2 protein-coding genes are annotated in these 3,080 nt (G+C 37.1%); both read right to left on the bottom strand.

The features are described from left to right. Positions 1 to 1,123: 1,123 nt before the first annotated feature. Positions 1,124 to 1,714 carry a hypothetical protein gene (locus ACR2F7_RS14335; RefSeq protein WP_432714233.1) on the bottom strand — a complete coding sequence of 197 codons (591 nt, stop codon included), beginning with the start codon at positions 1,712 to 1,714 and terminating at the stop codon, positions 1,124 to 1,126. A 174-nt stretch (positions 1,715 to 1,888) separates the two neighbouring features. Beyond that, positions 1,889 to 2,896 carry a MobV family relaxase gene (gene mobV / locus ACR2F7_RS14330; protein ID WP_432714232.1) on the bottom strand — a complete coding sequence of 336 codons (1,008 nt, stop codon included), beginning with the start codon at positions 2,894 to 2,896 and terminating at the stop codon, positions 1,889 to 1,891. Positions 2,897 to 3,080: the final 184 nt, after the last annotated feature.

Raw genomic sequence — 3,080 nt, 5'->3', positions numbered from 1 at the left:
AGAAAATTATATACCCTTTTCGGGGATATGATTTTTTGTAAAGTATAGTGGGCTATACCTTATTATTTTAAGGCGCTTAACAAACGTACAATTAAGGGCGAAAAAAAACAAGCGGCAAGATTGGTTTTTTGAGGTCTTTTTTGTACGTTTGATTATCCCCTGAAACGTAAGAGCAATGCTGAGGAGCAACTCCTAGGGATAAGGGGTGCTACGACGAATAGTCGAAAAAATTAGACCAGGGTATTTAGTTAGCCTGGTCTTTTTTTTTGGCGCAAATTTCTCAATAAGGACTAGCTATCTACTGACCTAGTTGGGTCAACAAAAGGCGTTTTAGATGAATTAATTTTGCTGTTCATAATATCTAGCTATATGAACAGATCTAAATTCAACCCCCTCAAAGCAGTAAGTTCTATAATCAACTTTGCCCTTCCTTTTTTATCGATAGCAAGTCTGTCCTTCCCTGATCGTAGTGAAGAAATAGCAGCAACGATAATAATACTGGAAGCCATTGACCGACATATTCGGAGTAGCTCATGCCAAAAAACCTATCATAAAAACTAGTGCGCAGCACGCCTATTTAGTTCATTTGTTAGGTCTTGGATTCGAGTCCCGTCCGAACTAACACACTTAAGTAAATGGTCCTGGGTTCGAATCCCAGCGGGATTCAATAAAGCGGTATTGTATTTAGTGCGGGGCTCTGCCCCTGCGCCCCGAGGTTTCCGGGCATGAGCTACTCCGAATATGTCGTAAAAACCTAGCGTGGCGAAGCACGCAAGCCCCTTTTTGGCTCGGACATCACTTGTCGTTTATCATTTCAATTCTTCTAATTACCTATGGAACTTATTAGCGTGTCTTGGTAATTATGGTTGCTTGTCAGCCCATGCCTATACCGGTAATTTTGGCTTGAAGGTCATTATCCTGTCCTTTCGAAATATTTTTTAGCGATTTAAACTTGAAGAAGTATTTATAAGAAAACGAAAATGAGAAAACAACAAATTCCGCAGACACAAAAAGAAAAGATCACATTAAAAGATATCTTAAACTGGGTTATACCCCTTATTACAGCATTAATCTATGCATGGCTAAAGTTTATTTAGATCAGCCCATACTAGAAAACTTTAAGCTATGCCTGTTCGTGTGCTATTGTGTCAAGTAAATTCAACTGATTTTTATCTACTTGCCTTGCTTTTTGCTTCTTAATATATGTTTTAGCAAATGTCACTCTACTTCCATTGAACACAATTAAAGGATTTATAAAGTACCAATTTGGCTCGACGTTTCTTGCTATTATTCCAAGGTCTAATAGCTGGGATAAGGCATTATTGATGGCAGTAACCGTTTTGTATCCGGTATATTCTCCAGCTTTTGTGCTGCTTAAATAAAATTCATCGCTGTTTGGGTTTAAAACTGTCATTATGTATGAAAACAGCTTTAATGCAGGCTTTTTCATATCCCATAAAATGCCGAGTTCATTCAAATAAAGCTTTGCAAATTTATCTTCATCAACTTCAACTAGCCTAACAAAAACAGACTGGCCAACTATTTCGGCATCCTGGTTAATTATCGAAGTTTCTACCCCCTTATCCCCTTTCATATATTGCTTTTTAACAACACTGTTTTTCTGTATCGTTTCAATGCTTTTTTCTATAAATGGGTTGGTGGTATACTTTTCGAATACACCTTTTTTCAAATACCAACTATTTGGTTTTTCCATGTTTTTCAAATTTTATTAATCAAACATACAAATAAAATTTATTTGAAAAAAGCCTTTTTTTCAAATACGAAACATATCTACCTCAAATAAAATTTATTTGAAACTCAAATAAATGGTATACTGATAATCAAGTAGTTACGGGATTTGCTTCTTAGCTCTTTATTTAGGGTCAATTTACCTCTTAAAACCTTGATTTTGGTTGCTGGATAAATCGTTCCTAATTTGGTTCTCTTGAGATACCTTTTCTAATCCTTCTTTAAGAGCCGAAAAATAACTTTCTTCCTCTGGAGAAAGAGCTTTATTAAAGACCACTTTCGCCATAGTTTTGAATCTAAATTCGCTTAAGGCTAAATCGCCTTTTACTTTTTGAAGATCTTTTTCTGCAACTTTCTTATTGATTTCAATAAGACCATTGACCACTTTTAAATTTTCAGTTCTGGAATGAGCTATCATTTCAGCGTCTTTCTTTTGTTTTGCGGCTAATTTTAAGCCCTCTGTGAGCTTATTTATGTAATTTGTTGGACTTATCCTATCTAAAAAAGTTAAGGGCGGTATTTGGCTTAAAACAGCTTCCTGTTCTTTCTTTTGCTGGCCTAAATACCATCCTTCCGAATTGTGAACGGCCTTAGAACCGATAATGCCCCTTTCTAAGCCAAATGGCTTCATTTTGTCCGCATATCGGGTTTGTCTTTCACTCATGGCAGTTTTATCCCCCATCACCTCCTTTGCGCTTAATCGGCCATCTTTAGTGAGCGGAACCACAACTGCGTGAACATGAGGTGTTTTTTCATCCATATGGAGGGTAAAGCGAACGACGTTCTCCCCTCCAAATTCCTCTTTTATAAATTTGATATTTTCATTTAGCCAGGCATTTCTGCTGTTTTCATTGCTAAATATATTTTTCATTTGGTCATGGCTCCCGGTCAAAACAATGCTCATACCCTTGACAGCGTCCTTTCTTATCGCTTTTGTGCCGGTGTATGCTGTTTTAATTCTTAGATCAATGGCCTCGTTAAGCTTCATCGTGTTGAATTTACCGCAAGTCAGATGGACGTTTTCCTGAAGCTTCTCCGGATCAGCATTTTTATAGGTGTACTCTTGACCAGGTGAACGGTCAATGTGTGCGCCTAAACTGCTGGCACCGGTGGTTATTTTTTCGATGTGAAAGACGGCAAATCCCATTTTTTTTATTTCTCTTTTTAGCTGCGCAGCACCCGCACTTTACAGAAAATTATATACCCTTTTCGGGGATATGATTTTTTGTAAAGTATAGTGGGCTATACCTTATTATTTTAAGGCGCTTAACAAACGTACAATTAAGGGCGAAAAAAAACAAGCGGCAAGATTGGTTTTTTGAGGTCTTTTT

The sequence above is a fragment of the Pedobacter sp. genome, from assembly GCF_045628745.1.
GTDB lineage: Bacteria > Bacteroidota > Bacteroidia > Sphingobacteriales > Sphingobacteriaceae > Pedobacter.
The sequence above is the reverse complement of the archived record's forward strand: the minus strand, read 5'-3'. Positions and strand labels throughout refer to the sequence as shown.

What these genes read in the sequence shown, in the direction of transcription:
- ACR2F7_RS14335 (WP_432714233.1), bottom strand. Translation starts at nt 1,714, where the DNA reads ATGGAAAAACCAAATAGTTGGTATTTGAAAAAAGGTGTATTCGAAAAG.
- mobV (WP_432714232.1), bottom strand. Translation starts at nt 2,896, where the DNA reads ATGGGATTTGCCGTCTTTCACATCGAAAAAATAACCACCGGTGCCAGC.